At 54.7% G+C, this 22,695-nt stretch carries 21 protein-coding genes; 8 read left to right on the top strand and 13 right to left on the bottom strand.

Annotated features, from left to right (window positions below; translation table 11 throughout):
* Positions 1-17 precede the first annotated feature (17 nt).
* A complete protein-coding gene (locus KIH26_RS06665) occupies positions 18-437 on the top strand; it encodes an SRPBCC family protein (protein WP_213443613.1) in 420 nt (139 codons plus the stop codon).
* Positions 438-556: 119 nt separating this feature from the next.
* Here the strand turns inward: KIH26_RS06665 and yghU are convergent, their stop codons facing one another.
* Positions 557-1,429, bottom strand: a complete 873-nt coding sequence (gene yghU, locus KIH26_RS06660; RefSeq protein WP_213443612.1) for a glutathione-dependent disulfide-bond oxidoreductase — start codon at positions 1,427-1,429, stop codon at positions 557-559.
* Between the two features lie 107 nt (positions 1,430-1,536).
* Positions 1,537-2,664 carry an aromatic ring-hydroxylating oxygenase subunit alpha gene (locus KIH26_RS06655; RefSeq protein ID WP_213443611.1) on the bottom strand — a complete coding sequence of 376 codons (1,128 nt, stop codon included), beginning with the start codon at positions 2,662-2,664 and terminating at the stop codon, positions 1,537-1,539.
* 140 nt (positions 2,665-2,804) lie between these two features.
* Between KIH26_RS06655 and xseB the strand changes: the two genes are divergently transcribed.
* From xseB to KIH26_RS06635, 4 genes are all read left to right on the top strand, one after another.
* On the top strand, positions 2,805-3,035 hold the full coding sequence (gene xseB, locus KIH26_RS06650; RefSeq protein WP_213443610.1) for an exodeoxyribonuclease VII small subunit: 231 nt from the start codon (positions 2,805-2,807) through the stop codon (positions 3,033-3,035).
* Between the two features lie 9 nt (positions 3,036-3,044).
* A complete protein-coding gene (locus KIH26_RS06645; protein WP_213443608.1) occupies positions 3,045-3,935 on the top strand; it encodes a polyprenyl synthetase family protein in 891 nt (296 codons plus the stop codon).
* 82 nt (positions 3,936-4,017) lie between these two features.
* On the top strand, positions 4,018-5,883 hold the full coding sequence (gene dxs, locus KIH26_RS06640) for a 1-deoxy-D-xylulose-5-phosphate synthase (RefSeq protein ID WP_213443607.1): 1,866 nt from the start codon (positions 4,018-4,020) through the stop codon (positions 5,881-5,883).
* A gap of 218 nt (positions 5,884-6,101) precedes the next feature.
* A complete protein-coding gene (locus KIH26_RS06635) occupies positions 6,102-7,181 on the top strand; it encodes a TRAP transporter substrate-binding protein (protein ID WP_213443606.1) in 1,080 nt (359 codons plus the stop codon).
* Between the two features lie 303 nt (positions 7,182-7,484).
* Here KIH26_RS06635 and KIH26_RS06630 read toward each other — a convergent pair whose 3' ends face one another.
* The 3 genes from KIH26_RS06630 to KIH26_RS06620 form a co-directional block, all read right to left on the bottom strand.
* Complete coding sequence (locus KIH26_RS06630) at positions 7,485-7,994, bottom strand: hypothetical protein (protein ID WP_213443605.1); 510 nt, start codon at positions 7,992-7,994, stop codon at positions 7,485-7,487.
* 88 nt (positions 7,995-8,082) lie between these two features.
* Positions 8,083-9,669 (bottom strand): TRAP transporter large permease, encoded by a 1,587-nt coding sequence (locus KIH26_RS06625; RefSeq protein WP_213443603.1) that lies wholly within the window; start codon positions 9,667-9,669, stop codon positions 8,083-8,085.
* Positions 9,670-9,725: 56 nt separating this feature from the next.
* A complete protein-coding gene (locus KIH26_RS06620; protein ID WP_213443602.1) occupies positions 9,726-10,265 on the bottom strand; it encodes a TRAP transporter small permease subunit in 540 nt (179 codons plus the stop codon).
* Between the two features lie 228 nt (positions 10,266-10,493).
* Between KIH26_RS06620 and KIH26_RS06615 the strand changes: the two genes are divergently transcribed.
* Positions 10,494-11,768 (top strand): SUMF1/EgtB/PvdO family nonheme iron enzyme, encoded by a 1,275-nt coding sequence (locus tag KIH26_RS06615; RefSeq protein ID WP_349627850.1) that lies wholly within the window; start codon positions 10,494-10,496, stop codon positions 11,766-11,768.
* 9 nt (positions 11,769-11,777) lie between these two features.
* Here KIH26_RS06615 and KIH26_RS06610 read toward each other — a convergent pair whose 3' ends face one another.
* Complete coding sequence (locus tag KIH26_RS06610) at positions 11,778-12,281, bottom strand: hypothetical protein (protein ID WP_213443601.1); 504 nt, start codon at positions 12,279-12,281, stop codon at positions 11,778-11,780.
* Positions 12,274-13,404 (bottom strand): JmjC domain-containing protein, encoded by a 1,131-nt coding sequence (locus tag KIH26_RS06605; protein ID WP_213443600.1) that lies wholly within the window; start codon positions 13,402-13,404, stop codon positions 12,274-12,276. Before KIH26_RS06605 ends, KIH26_RS06610 begins: the two co-directional genes overlap by 8 nt.
* Before the next feature lie 147 nt (positions 13,405-13,551).
* On the opposite strand from KIH26_RS06605, the gene KIH26_RS06600 reads away from it, so the two are divergent.
* Positions 13,552-14,112 (top strand): FKBP-type peptidyl-prolyl cis-trans isomerase, encoded by a 561-nt coding sequence (locus KIH26_RS06600; protein ID WP_213443599.1) that lies wholly within the window; start codon positions 13,552-13,554, stop codon positions 14,110-14,112.
* Positions 14,113-14,118: 6 nt separating this feature from the next.
* Here the strand turns inward: KIH26_RS06600 and KIH26_RS06595 are convergent, their stop codons facing one another.
* The 6 genes from KIH26_RS06595 to KIH26_RS06570 form a co-directional block, all read right to left on the bottom strand.
* Positions 14,119-14,907 (bottom strand): AAA family ATPase, encoded by a 789-nt coding sequence (locus KIH26_RS06595; protein ID WP_213443597.1) that lies wholly within the window; start codon positions 14,905-14,907, stop codon positions 14,119-14,121.
* A gap of 13 nt (positions 14,908-14,920) precedes the next feature.
* Positions 14,921-17,296, bottom strand: a complete 2,376-nt coding sequence (parC, locus tag KIH26_RS06590) for a DNA topoisomerase IV subunit A (RefSeq protein ID WP_213444727.1) — start codon at positions 17,294-17,296, stop codon at positions 14,921-14,923.
* Positions 17,297-17,392: 96 nt separating this feature from the next.
* Positions 17,393-18,199, bottom strand: coding sequence for a lytic transglycosylase domain-containing protein (locus KIH26_RS06585; protein ID WP_213443596.1), 807 nt, complete (start codon positions 18,197-18,199; stop codon positions 17,393-17,395).
* A 104-nt stretch (positions 18,200-18,303) separates the two neighbouring features.
* On the bottom strand, positions 18,304-18,870 hold the full coding sequence (locus KIH26_RS06580; RefSeq protein WP_213443595.1) for a GNAT family N-acetyltransferase: 567 nt from the start codon (positions 18,868-18,870) through the stop codon (positions 18,304-18,306).
* Positions 18,870-20,837 carry a DNA topoisomerase IV subunit B gene (locus KIH26_RS06575; RefSeq protein WP_213443594.1) on the bottom strand — a complete coding sequence of 656 codons (1,968 nt, stop codon included), beginning with the start codon at positions 20,835-20,837 and terminating at the stop codon, positions 18,870-18,872. Before KIH26_RS06575 ends, KIH26_RS06580 begins: the two co-directional genes overlap by 1 nt.
* Before the next feature lie 45 nt (positions 20,838-20,882).
* The gene (locus KIH26_RS06570; RefSeq protein WP_213443592.1) at positions 20,883-21,857 is read right to left on the bottom strand and encodes a histone deacetylase family protein; all 975 of its coding nucleotides are present in this window, start codon (positions 21,855-21,857) and stop codon (positions 20,883-20,885) included.
* A gap of 235 nt (positions 21,858-22,092) precedes the next feature.
* Here KIH26_RS06570 and KIH26_RS06565 point away from each other — a divergent pair, with 235 nt between their 5' ends.
* Positions 22,093-22,635 (top strand): phasin family protein, encoded by a 543-nt coding sequence (locus KIH26_RS06565; protein ID WP_213443591.1) that lies wholly within the window; start codon positions 22,093-22,095, stop codon positions 22,633-22,635.
* Positions 22,636-22,695 lie beyond the last annotated feature (60 nt).

Here is a 22,695-nt window from a genome sequence, read left to right as displayed (position 1 = left end):
TCACAAAGGAGCCCAAGATGATCGAAGAACGCATCCTGATCAATGCACCAGCATCCACGATTTTTGCGATTTACGCCGATGTGGAGCGCTGGAACACTTGGGATCCAGATACAAAATCTTCGTCTCTGGGGGGCTCGTTTGCAGTGGGTGCGACCGGGCATATCGAACCCGCAAAAGGCCAAGCCGTGAAGATGACGCTCGTGGAAGTCACGCAAGACCGATCTTTCAGCGTCGTCGGCGCCATCCCCGGATTTTCTATGCGCTTTGATCACGAGCTCACCGAGCGAGGTGGCGTGACTGAGGCCGTACACCGCGTCACCTTCTCAGGCTTCCTACGCTTCATCTTTGGTCCGCTCGTGGGCGCGCAAGTGCGCAAGGGTTTGCCGAAGACGATGCTTTCTTTGAAGGCGAAGGCTGAGGAACAGCTTCGCGTCTGACGCGTCTACACACTGGGTGTAGTCACTGCGTTTGAGTCGTCGCAGTACCTTAAATTGCTATAAATTAGATAGCACTTTGCGCAGACTCTACGCCGACCAAACGCCAAAAACAGCCGAAATTAAGCTGAAATCTTGTCCTGAGTCTTTAACTCAAAATCACTCGCATCATGCCGCTCATGCAATTGCAAGGCAGGCTCGCCTTGCACTTTGTTGACCATGCGGCCGCGTTTGACGGCGGGGCGAGCATCTAACTCATGGGCCCATCGAAGTACGTTTTTGTAAGTGTGCACTTGTAGGAATTCGCCAGCGTTGTAGGAACGGCCTAGGGCCATTTGGCCGTACCAAGGCCAGATGGCCATGTCCGCGATGGTGTAGTCGTCGCCGCAGATGAATTTGCGCTCTGCGAGCAGGCGGTCAAGCACGTCCATTTGGCGTTTGGTTTCCATGGCGTAGCGGTCAATCGCGTATTCGATTTTCTCGGGGGCGTAGGCATAGAAATGCCCAAAGCCGCCGCCCACGAAAGGTGCGCTGCCCATTTGCCAGAAGAGCCAAGAGAGGCATTCGGCGCGGGCTGCCGTTTCAGTGGGTAAGAAAGCGCCAAACTTTTCCGCCAAGTGCATGAGGATGGCGCCGGATTCGAAGACACGAATGGGCTTGGCAGGATTGCTGCGATCCATCAGCGCGGGAATCTTGGAATTGGGATTGACCTCGACAAAGCCGCTGCCAAACTGCATGCCTTCGCCAATTTTGATGAGCCATGCATCGTATTCCGCACCTTTGTGGCCGAGCGCCAAAAGCTCTTCGAACATCACGGTGACTTTCACGCCATTGGGTGTGCCAAGCGAGTAAAGCTGAAAAGGATGTTTGCCGATGGGCAACTCTTTCTGATGCGTTGCACCAGCAATGGGGCGATTGATATTGGCGAATGCGCCGCCGCTGCTCTGCGGTGCTTGCCAGATTTTGGGAGGGGTGTAGCTTGTTGTGTCGTTCATGGGCTCAATGATGCCTGAGAACGAAAAAGTTTGCAGAATTCAAAGTGTTTTTGGCATATCACCGGCATAGAATCTGCGCAGAGTGCTATTCAATTAATAGCATCCGATCAGATCATCGCGTTCATGTACCACTGATGGAAATGCTGCATACCGTCTTCCATCGGGCTTTGGTAAGGGCCTGATTCACTCTCGCCGCGCTCATGCAAGGCTTTGCGGCCTGCATCCATGCGCAGGGCGATTTCGTCGTCTTCTTCGCAGGTTTCCATGTAAGCGGCTTGCTGGGCTTCGATGAAGTGAGGCTCGAAGGCGGCGATTTCTTCGGGGTAGAAAAACTCGACGATGTTGAGTGTTTTTTGCGGGCCTTGGGGGTAGAGCGTGCTCACGGTGAGCACATGCGGATACCACTCGACCATGACCGTGGGATAAAGCGTGAGCCAGATCGCGCCATGCGCGGGCGCTTGGCCGCCACGGTAGCTGAGCACGGCATCGTGCCAACGCTGATAAACGGCGCTGCCGGGCTTGCCAAGTTTGTCGGCCACGCCCACGGTTTGCACGCTCCATCGCGCGCCGAATTCCCATTGCAATTCATCGCAAGCCACAAACTGGCCAAGGCCAGGATGGAAAGGGCCCACGTGATAGTCCTCCAAATACACCTCAATGAAGGTCTTCCAGTTGTAATTGCACTCGTGGTGGATGGCTCGGTGGAACTGGTAGCCAGAAAAATCCAAATCTTTCGCAGCTTTCATGCCTTTGAAGATTTGATTCAAATCAGTGTGTTTCGTTGTAGCGGCATCAAACTGCAAGCCATTCCAAGACTGCAAGGCGTAGTTGTTTAAATTGAGGCAAGGGTCTTGCTCAAAATGCGGCGCGCCGATCAAAGTACCTGTGGGCTGCGCGCCCGAGGTGTCATACGTCCAGCGATGAAGCGGACAGATGATGTTGCTTTGCTCTTGATGGCCTCGCCCATGCAGCATCACCGCTTGCCGATGGCGGCAGACGTTGGAAATCAGTTCCAAGCCTTTGGGCGTGTGCATCAGCACGCGGCCTTCGCCTTCTTGTGGCAGAGCGTAATAGTCACCCACTTTGGGCACAGCTAAAGCGTGGCCAACGTATTTTGGGGCATGCGAGAAGATGCGCTGCTGCTCAGCCTGGTAGGTGGCTGCATCGAAATAGCTGGAAACCTGCAGTGGAGCTTGCTGCAACTGCAAATGTTTGGCGAGGCTCAGGTCGGTCATGTTTGGCAACCCAATCAAAAGGAGAAGATGAAAACGGCTACCCAAACGTAGCCGCGTAGCTGATTTTAACCTTTGACTTCACCTCGGCTTCATATGTAGTGTCTCGCACCGCCTAAAATCATGGTTTCGTCACAAATACTATGCCTAAATCCACCGCCCCCACCGTTTCTGCAGATGCTGAACTGAGCTATGAAGCCGCTTTGCAGGAGTTGGAGGCTTTGGTGGCGCGCATGGACTCTGGCCAAATGCCACTGGATGACTTGCTGGCTGGCTATCAAAGGGGTGCGGCTCTGTTGAAGATTTGCCGAGACAAGCTGTCTGCAGTAGAGCAACAAATCAAGCGGCTAGATGCCACGAATTCTGAACAATAAAGGCGGTGGATGAGCCATTTTGATTTTTCCGCATGGAGCGGCCTACATCTTGAGCGTGTTGAACAGGCGCTTGTTCAATGGATGCCTCAACTCACTCACGCAGGCCTGGGTGAAGCCATGCGCTACGCCGTGCTCGGCGGCGGCAAGCGGCTGCGCCCCTTGCTGGCCTTGGCTGCGTGCGAGAGCCTGAATGGCCATGCGCAAGCCGCTATGCGAGCGGCATGTGCCGTTGAACTGATCCATGCCTACAGCCTGGTGCATGACGATATGCCCTGCATGGACAATGATGTTCTGCGCCGTGGCAAACCGACAGTGCATGTGAAGTTTGGCCAAGCCACCGCTTTGCTAGCGGGTGATGCATTGCAAGCTTTGGCTTTTGAGCTGCTCACGCCGCAAGACGGCAGTGTGCCTGAGGCCATGCAAGCCAAGCTATGCGCCCTGCTCGCTCGCGCTGCTGGCGAAGCCGGTATGGCAGGAGGCCAAGCGATTGATCTGGCCAGTGTGGGCACAGCCTTGAACGAAGCCCAGCTGAAAAAAATGCATGAGCTGAAAACTGGCGCCTTGCTGCAAGCCAGCGTGATGATGGGCGCGGCCTGCGGCACACCCACACCGCAGCAAACGCAGGCACTGCTCACCTACGGCCATGCCATTGGCTTGGCCTTCCAAGTGGTGGACGATATTCTGGATGTGACCGCTGATTCGGCCACCCTCGGTAAGACCGCTGGCAAAGATGCTGAAGCCAACAAGCCGACTTATGTTTCCATTCTGGGCATGCAGCGCTCACAAGACTACGCGCAGCAACTTTACACACAAGCCACGAGCGCGCTGGATGCCAGTACCTTGACCGATACTGCTGCGCTGCGCTCATTGGCAGACATGGTAGTGCAACGTGTCTATTAAGCATTTTTATGGCCAAACAAGCCAATCGCCGGCATAAAATATGCGCAGAGTGCTATTAGAACTATAGTAATTTATTTCGATCATGACTTCAGCCAGCCTGCTCTCCACCATCAACGCGCCCGCTGATCTGCGCAAACTGCCACGTGCTGATCTCAAAACGCTGGCCGATGAGCTGCGCGAGCATGTGCTGCAGTCCGTCTCCAAAACAGGCGGGCACTTAAGCTCCAATCTCGGCACGGTGGAGCTCACTGTTGCATTGCATTACGTGTTCAACACACCCGAAGATCGCCTCGTGTGGGATGTGGGTCATCAAACCTATCCGCACAAAATCTTGACAGGCCGCCGCGATCAGATGCACACCTTGCGTCAGCTGGGCGGCATCAGCGGCTTTCCGCGCCGCGATGAAAGCCCGTATGACACGTTTGGCACAGCGCATTCCTCCACCTCCATTTCTGCTGCCCTAGGCATGGCCATTGGCGCGAAGAATCAAAACCAAATGCGTCATGCAGTTGCCATCATTGGCGATGGTGCGATGAGCGCAGGCATGGCTTTTGAGGCGATGAACAACGCAGGTGTGCAGCCGGAATTGCCTTTGCTGGTGGTGCTCAACGATAACGACATGAGCATTTCACCGCCTGTGGGGGCGCTCAATCGCTATTTGGCGCAGCTCATGAGCGGGCGTTTTTATGCAGCAGCGAAAAGTGTGGGCAAACAGGTTTTGAAGCCGATTCCGCCACTGTTTGAGCTGGCCAAACGCGTAGAAGAACAAGCCAAAGGCTTGGTCGTGCCTGCCACATTATTTGAGAAATTCGGCTTCAACTACATCGGCCCGATTGATGGCCATGATTTGGATTCACTCATTCCGATGCTGGAAAACGTCAAGCAATTGATGGAAAAAGGCGCGGGCCCGCAATTTCTGCACGTCGTGACGAAAAAAGGCCAAGGCTATAAGCTCGCTGAAGCCGATCCTGTGGCTTATCACGGCCCTGGCAAGTTTGATCCTGCGGTCGGCCTCACCAAGCCCGCCACAGCGCCCAAGCCCACCTTCACCCAAATCTTCGGCCAATGGTTGTGCGATATGGCGGCGCAAGACAGCCGCTTGGTGGGCATCACGCCCGCCATGCGTGAAGGCTCGGGCATGGTCGAATTCGAAAAGCGCTATCCTGATCGCTATCACGACGTGGGCATTGCTGAGCAGCATGCCGTCACGTTTGCCGCAGGCTTGGCCTGCGAAGGCATGAAGCCCGTGGTGGCGATTTACTCCACGTTTTTGCAGCGCGGGTATGACCAGCTGATTCATGATGTGACGATTCAGAATTTGCCTGTGGTCTTCGCCCTTGATCGCGCAGGCCTGGTGGGCGCGGATGGCGCAACGCATGCAGGTGCATACGACATTGCTTATTTGCGCTGCATTCCAAATATCTCAGTCGCGTGCCCAGCTGATGAAGCTGAATGCCGCGCTTTGCTCACGACTGCTTTCGAGCAAAACCACAGCGTTGCCGTGCGCTATCCGCGTGGTGCGGGTGCAGGCAAGCAGCCATCTTCCGAACTCACTGGTTTACCGTTTGGCAAAGGCAAAGTGGAGCGGCAGGGCAAAAAACTGGCCATCTTGAGCTTCGGCACGATGCTCTATCCCGCGTTGCAAGCAGCAGAGAAACTCGATGCCACCGTTGTGAATATGCGCTGGGCTAAACCGATCGACACAGAATTGTTGCGTGAGATCGCCCATGCGCATGAACAGCTTGTGACGCTAGAAGAAGGCTGCCTGATGGGGGGCGCAGGCTCTGCGGTACTGGAAGCTTTGCAGCAATTGCAGATCAATAAACCTGTGCTCAACTTGGGTTTACCCGATGTCTTCATCGAACATGGCGATCCTGCCAAATTGCTCTCCATGCAAGGCCTGGATGCTATCGGTATTGAAGCAAGTATCCGCAAGCGCTTTGCCTGAATTTGAAGTCCCTGGCGACAATCTGACAGAAGCCTGAAGCCATCGCTTCTCAGGGGGTATGTCGAGGGAAAACCCCCAAGGCTGCCTAGGGGGCGCTCCCTACAATTCACACTGACTTAAACAGTCCTTGATCGCTGTGCATTCGCTGTGCGGTGTGAGAGATGTTCAACTGACTAAAAGCCAGAAAAAGGCCTCAAGTCCTCAAGGAGATTCCTTACATGGATCGTCGCGTAGCTCTTAAAAACGCCGGTATCGCCGGTGTCCTCGCTGCGGGTGTTGCACCCGCTGTACACGCCCAGGCCGCTGTGCGTTGGCGTCTGTCGTCCAGCTTCCCCAAAGCTCTGGACACGATTTTCGGCGCAGCCAACACCTTCGCTGATGCAGTGAAGAAAATGTCTGGCGGCAAGTTTGAAATTTCTGTTCACGCCGCTGGCGAGATCACCCCACCATTTGGCGTGGTCGATGCTGTGCAGCAAGGCTCTATTGAGTGCGCTCACACCGCTCCTTACTACTTCTTCGGTAAGAACGATGCGTTTGCCCTCGGCTGCGCCATTCCTTTCGGTCTGAACAGCCGCCAAATGACGGCTTGGATGGTTGAAGGCAATGGTATGAAACTCATGCGTGAGTTCTATGCTGGCTACAACATCGTCAACTTCGTTGGCGGCAATACGGGCGCTCAAATGGGCGGCTGGTATCGCAAAGAGATCAAGAGCGTTGCCGACATGAAAGGCCTGAAATTCCGCGCTGGCGGCTTCGCTGGCAAGGTGCTTGGCCGCATGGGCGTTGTGCCACAAAACATCCCTGGCGGCGAGATTTACTCTGCCCTGGAAAAAGGCACGATCGACGCAGCTGAGTGGGTCGGTCCTTACGATGACCAGAAGCTTGGCTTCAACAAGGTCGCTCCGTTCTACTACTATCCTGGCTGGTGGGAAGGTGGCCCTGAGCTTGATTTCTACATCAACGACAAGGCCTTCAACGCACTGTCTGCTGAGAACAAAGCCATCGTTGAAGCAGCTGCTGCGCAAGCCGCTACCGAGATGCAAGCGAAATACGATGCCAAGAACCCAGCAGCGCTCAAGCAGCTCGTTGGCAGCGGCACCAAGCTGCGTCCGTTCCCCAACGATGTGATGGCTCTGGCATTCAAAGAAGCTATGGCACTCTACAGCGAACTCAGTGCAAGCAACCCACAGTGGGCGAAAATCTATGGCGACTACAGCAAGTTCCGTGCTGATGCGAACCTCTGGTTCCGCTTCACCGAAGCTCGCTTTGACAGCTTTATGCAATCACAAAAGCTGTAATTCCAGTTTTCTGCGATTCAATAAAAAACCGCCTTCGGGCGGTTTTTTTTTTGGCTAGCCCGGATATTTCACCATGACAGCGTCTGACGCGCCCAAAATCGGGATGGCTGGTTGCGCGATGCGACAAGCAGAGGGCGCGTGCCCTCTGGGCGAAGCAGCGTGCAGCCAGACGCCCGAGTTTGGGATGCGGCGGATGCTGAGCCATTTTGCAGAGTACACATTGGATGTGAGCAAAAGATGCTGTCTATCGAGACACAAGCTTTGCAAAATGGCGCTTATGGTGAAATATCCGGGCTGGTCTGATTAACGAATTTGGCGAAAAGCCTTCAGCTCATCACGCAAGCGCTCAAACTCAGCAATCATTTGCGGATCACAAGCATAAAACACAGAAAACTTGCCGAGTAAAGTGCGGCAATACAAACGCGGCGCAATCAGCCAATCCAAGCCAGGCACTCGAATCAGTTTCACATAGGCTAGCTCATTCAACTCAACATGCTTGCTCCACACAAAACTTTGGTCCAAACTGCTTGTGGAAAGTGTTGTAACGCTGGTAAGAATACAAAAGAGGGTGTAGACCAAGAGCGCCAAGGCTGCCAGATACCAATATAAGCCTTGGCCAGCAGCGCTACCCTGCCCCGTACTCAATTGGCCCGATGACCACAAGGAGAACAGCCAATAAGCACAGCCCGCAACAATCACACAAGCCAATGCCTGAAAGGGTCTTGAGAACGCGCGGCTTTGCATGGGTATTTTGCGGGGCGTAAATGGAAATGGCGGTGGGCCAAGTCTTGCAGACGATGCGTTGTCATTCATGGTGGAAAGCCGTCCAATCAATAGGGCGCGCTGAATAAAAAAACCTCTCCAGCCTGTGCAACCGGAGAGGCCTATGGATCAAGCTAGCTTACTTCTTTTCTTTGAAAAGATCGTCGATCTTCTTCTGCTCATCGGCTGCAGCCTTGTCAGCGGTAGCCTGATCGGTCGCAGATGGCGTAGCAAAAGGATCGGTACTCGAAGATGGAGTGGATGATGCAGGTGATAGAGCCGCAGCGGGATCTTTAGATGCTGCTTCGGCATCTGCCGGAATCTCTATCTTCACTTTATCAATATCCACGACGATCTCTTTATCGAGGAAGGAAGTTACCGTCTGCGGCACAAATATCACGATAGCCACCAGCATCAACTGCATGACGATCCACGGAATCGAGCCGAGGTAAATATCGTTCGATTTCACCGCTTCAGGGATTCGTTTTTCCTTGAAGAGCGTGTCTGAAATCCCTCGTAAGTAAAAGAGCGCAAAACCAAAGGGCGGATGCATGAAGCTGGTTTGTAGGTTTACGCAGAGCAGCACACCAAACCAGATCAAATTGATACCTAACTTATCAGCCACAGGCGCGAGCATGGGCACGATGATGAAGGCGATTTCAAAGAAATCCAAGAAGAAGGCCAGAAAGAACACAAAGATGTTCACAACGATCAGGAAGCCGATTTGACCGCCTGGCAAGCCAGAGAGAAGATGCTCGACCCACTTGTGACCGTCTACGCCTTGGAAGACTTGGCTGAACACGCGTGAGCCGATCAAGATAAAGACCACCATGGCCGTGAGGCGCATTGTGCCGACCATGGCTTCCCACATCAAAGCTTTAGACAAGCGCCCATACATGGCGGCCAAAATCAGACCACCAACAACGCCCATCGCACCGGCTTCTGTCGGCGTAGCGATAGCGGTCTTTTGGAATGGCAGTCCGCCCATGGAGCCCAAGACAGTAAAGATCAGCAAAGCCGATGGAATGATACCGCGCAGGCATTTTTTCCAAAGCGCCCAGCCTTGTAAAGTTCGTGCACTCTTAGGAACAGCAGGCAGAAAATCGGGCTTGATGCGGCTGAGCAAGAAAGTGTAGGCCGCAAAGAAAAGAATTTGCAGAATCGATGGGCCCCAAGCGCCTTTGTACATGTCACCCACAGGTTTACCCAATTGGTCCGCCAACACCACGAGCACCAAAGAAGGTGGCACGAGCTGAGTGATCGTGCCGGATGCGGCCAGCACGCCCGTGGCGTAGCGCATGTTGTAACCGTAGCGCATCATCACGGGCAGCGAGATCAAGGCCATGGCGATCACTTGGCCTGCCACCGTCCCGGTGATCGCGCCCAAGATGAAGCCCACGATGATCACAGAGTAGCCTAAGCCGCCGCGCACAGGACCAAAAAGCTGGCCCATGGAATCGAGCATATCTTCGGCCAATCCGCATTTCTCTAAGATCGTGCCCATGAAGGTAAAGAACGGAATCGCCAGCAGCAAATCGTTGCTCAAAATTGAGAACATTGCCAGTGGCAAATTGCTCATATAGGCGGCTGGGAACCAGCCCATATGGATCGCAAAAAAGCCGCAACCTAAGCCCAAAGCGGCCAAAGAGAAAGCGACGGGGAAACCAATCAGCATCACGATCACCAAGCCGGCAAACATGATCGGGGGGAAGTGTTCAACTAGCATTTTTTGCTCTATTTCTAAAAGGGCGATGTCTTGGAATTGTTTTCAAAGTGCTCAAATTACTGCACTGGCTTCTCGTAGTGCGTATCCATTTGGTAGATACCACCCAAATAGGCCAAGCGTTTGATGACTTCTGAGACGCCTTGCAGCAGCAACAAACCGAACCCGACAGGCAAGGTCAAAATAGCAGGCCAGCGGATCAGACCGCCAGCGTTTTGGCTCATTTCACCAGACACAAAGGCTTGATAAAAATAGGGAACGCACATATAAAACAGCATCCCGATCACTGGGAACAAAAAGAAAATGAAGCCAAACAAATCGATATACACCGGACCATTGCCTTTGAGCTTGCCGTAGATCAGATCTACCCGCACATGCTCATTGAGCTTGAGCACATAAGGCGCGCCAAGCATCACCGTCACGGCAAACAAATACCACTGGATTTCTAGCCAACCGTTGGAGCTCATATCAAGCCCGTAGCGCACAAAAGCATTGCCTGCGCAAATCATCGCCGAGATGAATACAGCCCAAGAGGCTATCTTGCTCAAACGCTCGTTAACCCAATCGATACCGAGCGCAAATTTAAGTAATGCGGCCATGTTGACTCCGTTGCTTATGTATTGTGTGATTGTCACTGCTGCAGCCTGCAAGCCTCTGGCAAAAGCCTGACACGCCACCCTAGGGTATTCCCTTGCTACATCCCTGAACTGCAGATCGGATGACTTTCAAGCCATCAGGCTATTTGTCGAAGTATTGCCCATATTTTGTCTAAGTCAAGGATAATCAAAATTCCTTGCAGTACCCGCGTACACCCCTGTCTGTCTACCGTGCCTTCACAAGTGCCCTCGCCCACGATATCCATTGAATCGCCGGAGATTCGCCACGCTGGGGCGGATCTTTTGTCGCTTGCATTGATGGATGCGCGCAATCACACTTTGCATTTGATGGCAGAGTTTGAGCGCTTGGTACCAGATTTGAGATTTGCCGCAGATCTTTCTGTACCGCGTATGGGCGAGGTATTGCCGCCTCTGTGGTTGCTTGGGCATGCGGGCTGGTTTCAAGAATATTGGGTGGGGCGCAATACACAGCGCCAGCTAGGGCTGCAATGCCCACAGCAGCCTGCTTTGCTGGCCTCCATTGAGCCGCGTGCTGACGCCTGCTTTGATCCGCGCCTTTCCAGCCGCGCTGAGCGCTGGACGCAAACCTATCCTGATCTGGGTGTGATCAAGGCCTATTTGCTAGAAACATTAGAAACAACACTTGAGTTGCTGGAGAAATCAGCGCCTACAGATGACGGCCTGTATTTCTTTCGTCTCGCGCTCGCTAGAGAAGACCAGCTCAGCGAGCAATTCATCGTGATGGCGCAAACCTTGGGGCTTAAGCTGCCTGTGCCTGCGCAGGTGGCCTACGCGGCGCGCGAGCCATTGCATGTGCCTTCAACGCGCTGGCTGATGGGCGCGCAGCCGAGCGGCTTTTCTTTTGACAACGAATGCCCGCAGCATGAAGTGAGTGTGCCAGCGTTTGAAATCGACGCCCAGCCAGTGAATTGGGCGCAATATGTTGAATTTGTCGATGATGGCGGCTATGACGATATGGCACATTGGAGCCCAGAGGGCCAGAGTTGGCTCAAAGAAGCATCCGCAGGGCAAGGCAAAGAGTTTGGCCGGCGCGCGCCGCGCTATGTTGAGCAAATCGGTGTAGCCAGTGGCGCCGTGATGCAAATGCGCTTTGGCCGAATTCAGCGCATGGCCTCTGGTAGCAGTGCCATGCATGTGAGTTGGTATGAAGCACAGGCCTACGCCCATTGGGCTGGAAGACGCCTACCCACCGAGGTGGAGTGGGAAATAGCTGCCAGCCGCCTCGTGGGTCAAGGTTTTCGCTGGGGCGATGTATGGGAGTGGACGATCAACACCTTCCGCCCCTACCCCGGCTTTGTGCCCTCACCTTGGTATCAAGGCAGCACCGTGCACTTCGATCACTGCAAAACCTTGCGCGGTGCAAGTTGGGCTACACGCGAGCGCATGAAACATGCGACTTTCAGAGGCTACGCCAGATCTGAGCGAGATGGTGGGTTTTACGGTTTCCGCACCTGCGCTGTTTAGATCATTCACCTACAGACCAAGAGTGGTTGAAGGAAAAGACGACGCACTGAGCGATAGCCATTCATTGCTCAGCTCACGCAAATCAACCCTGCGCTTGGCTCCATAGCCTGCCACACCCTTGCACAGAGTGGGTTGCAAGCGGTGCATCGCCCAATCGGGGGCCAGGATCAGACTGGGGAATTCTTCGTCTGATGCACTGGTCACGGCGCGAGCTTCGATGATATGGCTCCACTGCTTGCGCCAATTCACAAAACGATGATGCTTGGCGATCAACCCATCAAATCGCTTGGCGACGATGGTGAGCTTACGACCTGTGGCGCTCCACTCTTGCAGATCAGCTTCCACGCTGCGCTCGCCCAAAGGCCAGTCTTCATAGTTCAGATCAAACCACACCATCTCGCGCCAGCCTTCTTTTGCTGCTGTGTTGATTGCATCACGGATCAGCTGCTGAAAATCAGCGCGGCCTGAGAATGCGCCTTCCAGCAAGCTAGGTTTGGCAGCAGAGTCACTCACCACGAAGCCACCCCTCTTTGGCAAACTCGCCAATCGCCGGCAGCAAGGCTGGGCTACCCGCTCTTAATTCAATAGCAGATATCTGTCGCTCATCAGCGAGCTTGCGCAGCAGCTTGGCATCCGTGCCAGCGCATTTGAAGCTTTGGCCATTGATGAACATGTGCTTGGTGTCGTAGCTCATGCGCGTGGCGGCATGCAGTACGACCTTGGAATAATTTTTGGGCAAACTGCCTTCATCAAAATACACACCCGCTTTCGGATCCGTGAGGTATTCGCCGATCAATTGCTCGATGAGGGTTTTGTCTGCCAGCGATTTGCTTACAGCGTCAAGAGCAAAAGCCATCAGCGCTGCAGGCATTTGGCCAGGATGAGATGTCGCCTCTTGAGCTTTGTCTTCGTAGAGTTTGGCGAGCTTGGGATCATCTTCCGTGCTGTCGGCGATCTCTTCGGCCAAACGATGCAGCAGCTCGCGCGCCAACTCGCCTGCTTTCGGTGCACGAAAGCCAATCGAATAGGTTTGGCAGAGTGCATCCAGCGCCACGCCATCATGCGCATAGCGCGGCGGCAAGTAGAGCATGTCACCCGGCTCCAAAACCCATTCCTGCGTCGGTTTGAAGTTTTGCAAAATCTTCAGTGGCGCACCATCCACCAGTGCCAAATCTTTCTGTGCAGAAATTTGCCAACGTCTGCGCCCAGAGGCTTGCAGCAAAAACACATCATAAGAATCAAAATGCGGCCCCACGCCCCCGCCCTCGCCCGCCAGCGAGATCATCACGTCATCGAGCCGTGCATCAGGCACAAAGCGAAATTGCTGCAGCAGCGCATGCACAGCAGCGCTGTGTACATCCATGCCTTGCACAAGCAGCGTCCAGTCTTTCTTCTTCCCGCCAGGCGCTTTCTGAACGGGCCCAGGCGTGAGCTTCCAGCCTTTGGCGGTGTGTTCTACGAGGCGAGATTCGACTTCATCATGGGCCGCAAAGTCTAAAAGCTCTTCTACACTGACCAAGGGCTTGAAATCCGGCACAGCAGCGCGAATTAACAAGGGCTTCTTTTGCCAATACTGGCTCATAAACTGCTCTGGGCTGATGCCGCCGAGCAAGACAAGGGGGAGTTTCACATTCATGGGACAATTCTGCCTGATCTAGCGGCATAGCGATTCAACCCAAAGAACGCAAAAGTCGCAGAACAATCGCAGAAGGCGCAAAAAGTGAACGCCCCTAGTTTTTCTGCGTATGTTGCGTTCTATTCTCCAGTGAACTAACTCATCACCATGTCCGACGAAATTCAACTCCACCATGTCAAACCCCAATGCATCGTTGCCCTCACCTGGGTGATGAAAGACACCTTAGGCGAGGAGCTGGACGTCTTGGAAGAGCCCACTGAATTCCTCATGGGCGGTACCGATCTTCTTGCTAAGATTGAAGAAAGCCTCATCGGCAAAGTGCAAAACGAAGTTGTGGAACTCCATCTGGAGCCGCAAGATGCCTTCGGCGATTACATCGACAAACTGATCTACATGGCGCCGCGCGATAAGTTTCCAGAGAATTTAGAAGAAGGCATGCTCTTCGAAGGCCTGCCACCGGGCTGCGACCCCAATGCGCCGAAAGACGTGTTTTTCCATGTCACAGATATTTATCCCGATCACGTCATCCTCGATGGCAATCACCCGCTCGCTGGCATGGCGCTACGCTTGCGTATCAAGGTGAATGAAATTCGCGAAGCCACGCTCGACGAAATTGGCAAGGGCACGGCGGGTATCGGCTTCTTCAAGATGGAAGCCAGCCACCACGCCGGCCATGACGGCGACGGCCATCACCATCATCTGCATTGATCGGTCTTAACAAGGCGATGAAGCCGATGCATTTTTGCTGGCATCCGCCATCAAAATATCCAGCATCCTTTCAGGGTTCATCAAGAAATTCTTCGTGATCTGAAAATGGCTGGTCTCTTCATACTTCACGGCCGCAATACCTTTGGCTGAAAACTCATAGGTCACCGCATCTGGGTAGGCCATGAGGATGGGCGAATGCGTGGCAATGATGAATTGGCTGCCCTCTTGTACCAACTCATGCATGCGCGAGAGTGCAACGAGCTGACGTTGCGGGGAAAGCGCTGCTTCAGGCTCATCGAGCAGATAGAGGCCGTTTTTACCGAAACGATTCATCATCAAGGCCATGAAGGATTCGCCGTGAGATTGCTCGTGCAATGAGCGATAGCCATAAGAGTTGATGATGGGCGGGCCAGAGGCTGGCGCAGCATCTAAGTTCTCAATTTCAGTCGCTAAATTGAAATAGCTCTCAGCACGCAAAAAGAATTTCGTTTGTGGCCGCTTAAAGCCTTTGGCGATCCGCAAATACTCATGCAAGCAGGAGTGCGAAGCGCGTGTGCCAAATCGAAAATTTTCTGTGCCACCTTCTGCGTTCATCCCTAGGCTCACCGCCAGGGCCTCGAGCAAAGTGGATTTGCCAGAGCCGTTTTCTCCGACGAAAAACGTGACTTTTGGATGCGGCTTGAGCTGATCAAATTCTTTGAGCGCAGGCAAATTGAACGGATACACGGAGACATCTTGCAGCTGCTCCCGCATGAGCGTGATGCGTCCGACGAATTCGGTTTGCAAAACGCTCATGTGTTGGCCACACTTATTCCACGCGAACTACGCCAGTGGGCTTGAAACCAAGATCCGCCGCCTTGCCTTTGCGGGCTCTGGCGGCGCGGGCGTTGTTGAGGCTGCGGATTTCGAGCTGCTCTTCGCGCTCTTTGCCGCCTCGGCCAATACCAAAGATTTTGATGCTGCGGCTGTAGGCCGCCGCGCCCGCAAGCGTGTCTTTCTTATCCAAATCAATCAGCATCAGACCGCGTCCGCCGCCGGTCATGGCCTTGAGCTCGGTGATTTCAAAAGTCAAGATACGGCCATCTGTGGAGGCACATGCCACATGCGTAGCCACTACTGATTTAGGAGCACTCTGCGCAGATTCTAAGCCGGCTACCGCCACATTTCTTATGAAAATCTCTAGTGGAGAGGGCTTGCAGACTGATTCACCCTCGCCTACGCTGATAAAGGCTTTGCCCGCTTTTTGGCGCGAGATCATGTTTTCCACATTCGCAATGAAGCCGTAGCCACCGCTGCTAGAAAGCAAGAGCTGCGCATTCGCAGCACCTGCGAAGTAATGCAGCAGCTGGGTGCCGGACTCGAGTTCGATCAACGTCGTCACTGGCTGACCATCGCCGCGCGCACCGGGCAAGCTGGCGACGGGCACGCTGTAAACGCGGCCATTGCTGCCGAAGGCGAGCAGCGTATCCACCGTACGGCATTCGAAGGTGTCGTAGAGGCCATCACCTGCTTTGAAGGCAAAGCTGGCGGCCTCGTGCCCATGGCCGGTGCGGGCGCGCACCCAGCCTTTGCTGGAGACGACGACTGTGACAGGCTCATCCACCACTTTGATTTCAGCAACGGCTTTCTTCTCAGCTTGGATGAGCGTGCGGCGTGGATCTTTGGCAGGATCGCCAAAGGTTTTGGCATCCGTCTCAATTTCTTTGATCATCAAGCGGCGCAGCGTGGCGGGCGAATTGATGATGTCTTCCAGCTTGCCCTGCTCTTCGCGCAGCTCTTTCAGCTCTTGCTCGATCTTGATGGCCTCTAGGCGGGCTAGCTGACGCAGGCGGATTTCAAGAATGTCTTCCGCTTGGCGATCAGTCAACTTGAAGCGCGCAATCAACGCTGCTTTCGGCTCATCGCTCTGGCGAATGATGGCGATCACCTCGTCGATATTGAGCAAGACGATCTGGCGGCCTTCCAGAATGTGGATGCGCTCCAGCACCTTTTCCAAGCGATGGCGGCTGCGGCGTTCGATTGTGGTGGCGCGGAATTCGATCCACTCGCTGATCATCTCGCGCAGTGTTTTCTGCTTCGGAATACCGTCGAGGCCAATCGCAGTCAGGTTGATCGGGCAGCTGCTCTCTAGCGAGGTATGCGCGAGCAGCGCAGTGATCAGCTCCTGCTGACCAATCTTGCTCGTCTTCGGCTCAAACACGAGGCGCACATGGGCATCTTTGTTACTCTCATCGCGAGCCACATCCAGCAGCGCGAGCATGCTTGCCTTGAGCTGGGTTTGCTCTTGCGTGAGCGCCTTCTTGCCCGTTTTCACCTTGGGATTGGTGATCTCTTCAATTTCTTCGAGCACCTTGGCCGTGCTCACGCCCTGCGGCAATTCTGTGACGACGAGTTGCCATTGCCCACGCGCCAGCTCTTCAATCTTCCAGCGTGCACGGATTTTGAGCGAGCCGCGCCCAGTGCGATACGCGTCAGCAATATCAGAGGCTGGGCTGATGATCTGGCCGCCATTGGCAAAATCTGGGCCTGGGATCAGGGTGAAGAGCTCTTCATCCGAGAGCTTGGCATTCTTGATGAGCGCAACGGTGGCCTGCGCCACTTCATGCAAGTTGTGGCTTGGTATTTCAGTGGCCAAACCCACGGCGATACCACTTGCCCCATTAAGCAAATCAAAGGGCAAACGTGCAGGCAACAAGCGAGGCTCTTGCTCCGAGCCATCGTAATTCGGAATGAAATCAACCGTGCCCATATCCACTTCATCGGTCAGCAGCGTGGCGATTTTTGCGAGGCGCGCTTCGGTGTAGCGCATTGCGGCAGCGCTATCGCCATCGCGTGAGCCGAAATTGCCCTGCCCGTCAATCAGCGGATAGCGCTGCGAAAAGCCTTGCGCCATGCGTACCATCGCGTCATACGCAGCGCTGTCGCCATGCGGATGGTATTTGCCCAGCACATCGCCCACCACACGAGCAGATTTCACAGGCTTCGCACCGCTTGCGCCATTGCTGCCGCCGAAGCTGAGGCCCATGCGATGCATCGAATAAATGATGCGCCGCTGCACCGGCTTTTGGCCATCGCACACGTCTGGCAAAGCGCGCCCTTTGACGACACTCAAAGCATATTCAAGGTAGGCGCGCTGGGCATAGACGGCGAGATTGAGGCTGTCGCCATCATCACCGCTGCCCATTTTGCTACCAGGTGGATCGATGGGCGGCGGCGTATTGGGGGGATCGATATCGAAAAGGGTCGGGTCGCTCATGAGATGTACGAATTGAAAAGCGGTTTACTTGATGTCTGTGGCTGGCAATGCTGGTGCGGTCAGAGGCGGCACCATATTGCCGCGCCCTGCGATTTGGCCAGGGGCTTGGTTGCCAAACTCCATGCGCACGCGATTGGGTGTTTGAGTTTGCTGCTGGCGCTGCACTATCGCTGCCGGCGGCTTGAGCTGGTTATAAATCTGCATCACCGTGACGACGTAGTTCTGCGTTTCTTTGAAGGGCGGAATCTTGTTGCCATAGCGCTGCACCGCACCCTCACCTGCGTTGTAAGCGGCCAGAGCGAGCTCCAACTTACCGGGGAACATATTGATCAGATCGCGCAGATAGCGTGTGCCTGCGCGGATATTGGTTCTCGGGTCGGTCAGCCTTTTCTCAATCGGTGTCTTCGCATCGCCGCTGACGCCGTAGCGCTGCGCCGTGGGCGGCATAAGTTGCATCAGGCCGACAGCGCCCTTGGGGCTTACCGCATTCGTGTCAAAGCCACTCTCGGTCGCTATCAAGGCTTGCAGTAGCTCAAAATCAACATTGTGAGCCTGCGAGGCTTCGCGCATGTGATGCTTCACCGCCTTGAAATTCGGCGACACATCAAAGAAGGCGATCAGCTTGGATTTGCCAGCAGGCACCGCCACTTGGCGAGGCGTTTCCACCTCTGGCTTAGTAGGCGCTGCTACGCCATCACGCGTATCAAAGCCAACACCACCTGTTCCACCTTTGAAAAACAGCTCATAACGATCATCCAACTTCTCAGCAGCAAAATGCGCCACGCCTTTGGCATCGATATAGCCCCAGACATCGGCGTGCGCTGGTGTCATAGCCAATAGAGTTAGAGAAGCAAGGCAAAACCAGCGCTTCCAATTTAATAGCAACTCGCGCAGTAAATACGCCAGCAATCGATGGTTTTCAGTCATAAAAACCATTAAAAACTGCCTTCCAAACCACCCGAGCGCCGCGCATCAAACTCCGTGCGCAGCATCGAAAGCACATGCAATGAATCAAAATCCACGCCAGCTTGCGAGCCCCGCCCAGCAGGCAAACTGCTCGCTACCTGCTGCAGCCGTACCGCCTCTCGCAGCGTGCCTTCCATCACAAAGCCTTCAGAGTCATACAGAGCCTTTGCTCGCACATTGCGCGCTTTCACATCCAGCCAAAAGCGATGCGCGCCCAAATCATCAAAAGCAACACGTTTAGCCACGCGCAAAGCTGCCCGCCCTAAACCCTGCCCTTTAGATGCCACGACCATACGCTTGAGTTCAATGGATTGATGCGGATTACGACACCCAATCAAAATCAAAAAACCCACAGCCTCCAGCCCCGCGCCGCCTTCAATGATGAAATGCCGCATATCCGGAAACCGAATCGAAGCCTCATGCTGCGTGCGCTCCCAAGGCGTGATAAACGGCAAGTTCTGCTCGTCCTGCTCCAGAGAGAGTACGAAAGGGATGTCGCTCGCAAGCGTGGGGCGTAGGCGGATACGGGAAGTCATCAAACATCCACCTCAACCTCATCCCCATGCAACTCCATCAACTCTCTACGAGCAGCGGCTTCGCCTTTGCCCATGAGTTGGTTGAAGTTGTTGGCGGTCTGGGCGAAATCTAGGTTGCCGTATTGCACGGGGAGCAGACGGCGGGTGTCAGGGTTCAGCGTCGTTTCCCAAAGTTGCTCGGCGTTCATCTCGCCCAGGCCTTTGAAGCGGCTGATTGTCCATTTGCCTTCGGCCACGCCTTCTTTGCGCAGTTTGTCCAGAATCGCGGTGAGCTCGCCTTCGTCAAGCGCATACACCTTGCCAGCGGCTTTTTTGCCTCGGGCAGGTGTATCTACACGGAAGAGCGGTGGGCGGGCGACGTAGAGGTTGCCGGCTTCGATGAGCTTGGGGAAATGCTTGAAGAAGAGCGTGAGCAGGAGCACTTGGATATGAGAGCCATCCACATCCGCGTCGCTCAGAATACAAATCTTGCCGTAGCGCAGGCCGCTCATGTCGGGTGAATCGTCAGGCCCGTGTGGATCAACGCCAATCGCCACCGAAATATCGTGTATCTCGGTGTTGGCAAACAGGCGATCACGCTCCACTTCCCATGTATTGAGCACCTTACCGCGCAAAGGCAAAATCGCCTGCGTTTCTTTATCGCGCCCCATCTTGGCTGAGCCGCCTGCCGAATCACCCTCGACCAGGAACACTTCGTTATGCGCCAAATCGCGGCTCTCGCAATCGGTGAGTTTGCCTGGAAGCACGGCCACGCCTGAGCCTTTGCGCTTTTCAACCTTCTGGCCAGCGCGTTGGCGCGATTGCGCGGCTTTGATGGCCAGCTCGGCGAGCTTTTTGCCATAGTCCACATGCTGGTTGAGCCACAGCTCCATCGCAGGGCGCACATAGCTGCTCACGAGGCGCACAGCATCACGCGAATTCAAGCGCTCTTTGATCTGCCCTTGGAATTGCGGATCGAGCACCTTCGCGGAGAGCACATACGATGCCCGCGCAAACACATCTTCCGGCATAAGCTTCACGCCCTTGGGCAGCAGCGAATGCAGATCCACAAAGCTCTTCACGGCGTTAAACAAGCCATCGCGCAAACCAGAATCATGTGTGCCGCCAGCGCTGGTGGGAATCAAATTCACATAGCTCTCGCGAATCGGGTTACCCTCTTCGGTAAACGCCACGCACCAAGCCGCGCCCTCGCCTTCGGCAAAGGTGTCGTTGTTCTCCGCAAAGCCTTCGCCTTCCCACAGCGGAATCACCGCATCTGCTGGCAAACTTTGCTCCAAATAATCGCGCAGGCCGCCTTTGTATTGCCAGGTTTGCGTGTCTTTTTTCTTCTCATCCACGAGCGAGACCGTCACGCCCGGCATCAGCACGGCTTTGCTGCGCAGCAAATGCACCAGCTCGGCATGCGGCAAAGCAGCAGATTCAAAATACTTCGCATCCGGCCAAGCGCGCACCGAAGTGCCGTTTTTACGATCCCCTTCCACCTGCTTGCGCAAATGCAGTTTCTCCACCACATCTCCGCCGGAGAACACAAGTTTGGCCACCATACCCTCGCGATGGCTCGTCACTTCCAGCCGCTTAGCCAGCGCATTCGTCACGCTCACGCCCACGCCATGCAAGCCGCCTGAGAAGCTGTAAGCGCCACCCTTGCCTTTGTCAAACTTGCCACCCGCATGCAAGCGCGTGAACACGATCTCCAGCACCGCCACCTTCTCCTCAGGATGCATGCCAAACGGAATCCCGCGCCCATCGTCATGCACGCTCACCGAACCATCGGTATGCAGCTCCACCTTGATGCGCTTGCCGTGGCCAGCCAAGGCTTCATCGGCCGCGTTATCCAGCACCTCTTGGATGATGTGCAGCGGATTATCCGTGCGGGTATACATGCCCGGCCGCTGCTTGACGGGCTCCAGCCCCTTCAAAACACGGATTGAGCCTTCGGAATATTGAGTCGGTAACTTATCTGCCATGCGTGGGATTGTAGGGGGAAGAATGGTGATTTACTGTATTAAATATCAGTTTTTAGCTTGCCATTTTGCCCAAAAATCCACGGCCACGGCATATGTTGCTTGTTGCACTTTCAAAGTCGTACTCAAATCCCTGCCATAGCCCCCGCCCATCGCAAACGCCATCGGAATACGCCTTTGCCAAGCCCAATGCATCACGCGGCGGTCTCTCGCTTCTAGGCCGTCATACGTGAGCTTCAGACGGCCAAGGCGGTCGCCCTCGTGTGGGTCTGCGCCTGCGAGGTACAAAATCAAGCCAGGCGGATAAGGTGAGAAAAAGCGCCGCTCCAGTTCATCGAGCGCGTGATCCAGCGCTTGCAAATATTCATCATCGCCACAGCCGTCGGGCAAATCCACATCCAGATCGCTGGCCTCTTTGCGAAACGGAAAATTCTTCGCGCCGTGCATGGAGAGCGTGAACACGCTCGTATCATTTTGAAAAATCCGCGCGGTGCCATTGCCTTGATGCACGTCTAAATCAATGATGGCGACATGCAGCGGCCGCGAACTCCCATACGCCCTTGCCCACTCGCTTTGCATCAGCCGCGCCGTCACAGCGAAATCGTTAAAGACGCAAAAGCCACCGCCTTTGTCTGCATAGCTGTGGTGCGTGCCACCTGCCAGATTCGCTGCGATGCCTTCTGGTGGACCGCTTTGCAGCCCCAAGCTCACTCGCGCCGCTGCCACGCTCGCTCCCACTGAGCGCCGCGCTCTTTCGGCCATGGCCTCGCTCCACGGAAAACCAATCTCTCGCATGATCTTCGGATCGAGCCCGCCCTGCTCCACGCCCTGCGAGATGCCGCGAATATAGGCAGGCGTATGCACCAAAGCCAGCTCGCCATCGGTGGCGGGCGGTGCAACTTGCATCTTCACCTGCGGCAAATGCGCGGTGAGCCAATCGCGCAGCATCCGATACTTGGGCATCGGAAAACGATGGCCTTCAGGGAGCGGGAGAACGAACTGATCGGCGTAGAAGGCTTGCATGCTCAGGATTGTCACTCACTATTAATTACATAGCACTCTGCGCAGTATCTATGCCGGCGATTGCCCAAAAAGCCTTCTTTTTCATCATTGATTTAGAAAATCAGCTCTAAAACGAGCTTTTTTGCTGCACCGCAGCAAAAACCTCTTGCATTCCCGCGGGATTACCCTATACTTCAATTCAATGCTGCACTGCAGCAATTATTGAAACCACCTTAACCCCTCTAGGAGCACCGCCATGATGACCGTTGAACAAGTTCTCGCCGCACAAAAAGCCAACTTTGACACCCTGTTTGGTTTGACCCACAAAGCCTACGCTGGTGTAGAAAAGCTGGTTGAGTTGAATCTCACTGCCGGCAAAGCCGCTTTGGGCGAAGCTGCTGAAGGCACCAAGGCTGCTCTGAGCGTGAAAGACGCACAAGAGCTCTTGGCTCTGCAAGCTTCTTTCCTCCAGCCTTTGGCTGAGAAGAGCATGGCCTACAGCCGCCACCTCTATGACATCGCTTCCAGCACCGGCGCAGAATTCGGCGCTGCTTACGAAGCACAAACTGCTGCTGCTCAAAAGCAATACGCCGCTTTCGTGGACAACATCGCTAAAAACGCACCTGCAGGCTCTGAGTCTGCCGTGGCTGTGATGAAGAGCGCTGTCGCTGCTGCTGGCAATGCCTACGACGCGATGCAAAAGGCTGTGAAGCAAGCTTCCGAGCTGGCTGAGCAAAACATCGCTGCTGTGAGCCAGACAGCTGTTGCCTCGACCAAGGCTGCTGCCCGTAAGCGTTAATTTAAAGCCTTAATCAACACCCGCGTTACAAACTTGCCTTGAAATCTGAGACTTCGTGCT

Origin of the sequence: Variovorax sp. PCZ-1 (assembly GCF_018413605.1) — a bacterium.
Classification (GTDB): Bacteria; Pseudomonadota; Gammaproteobacteria; order Burkholderiales; family Burkholderiaceae_C; genus JANMDU01.
Note: the sequence above shows the minus strand (reverse complement) of the source record. Positions and strands in the feature narration are given on the sequence as shown.